The 434-nt window shown below is 55.1% G+C and carries 1 pseudogene; it reads right to left on the minus strand.

What is annotated here, in order from left to right:
- A pseudogene (locus FS806_RS25340) lies at positions 1-434 on the minus strand (IS1380 family transposase); the annotation flags it as partial.

The raw sequence follows: 434 nt of genomic DNA on the forward strand, positions 1-434 counted from the left end.
GTGATGACCGTATCGTCGATGTCGATCCAGACCAAGCGCTTTTCGCCCGTCCGCGCCTTGCGTGCCAGCAAATCCCGGTTTAAGGCGACGAGCTGAATCAAGTGGCTCCAGGAGAGCTTGCTCAAGAAGCCGCGGAAGGTGCTTTCGTCAGGAAAGCGGTCGATACCGGTAACGATCTGGTAACCTGGGTCCGACTGCAGGGCATTCATATGCGAAAAACGCGTGTGGCCGAGCAGCGCGCAGTCCAGCAAATGATCGACAAGCTTAGAGGCCGGGTAGACACAGTTGGCTTTCTGCTCCAGATGGAAGTGATCTTCAATCAGGGCATCCAGACCGATGAGTTCCTTGAACCTGGCAAGGAACTGGAAGTTACCGGCTTCCGTGACGGTGTTGTTGTCGAACGTGACCGGTCTCAACTTCTTCACGATCTGTTT

The organism is Paenibacillus sp. 32O-W, from assembly GCF_007679495.1.
Classification (GTDB): Bacteria; Bacillota; Bacilli; order Paenibacillales; family NBRC-103111; genus Paenibacillus_L; species Paenibacillus_L residui.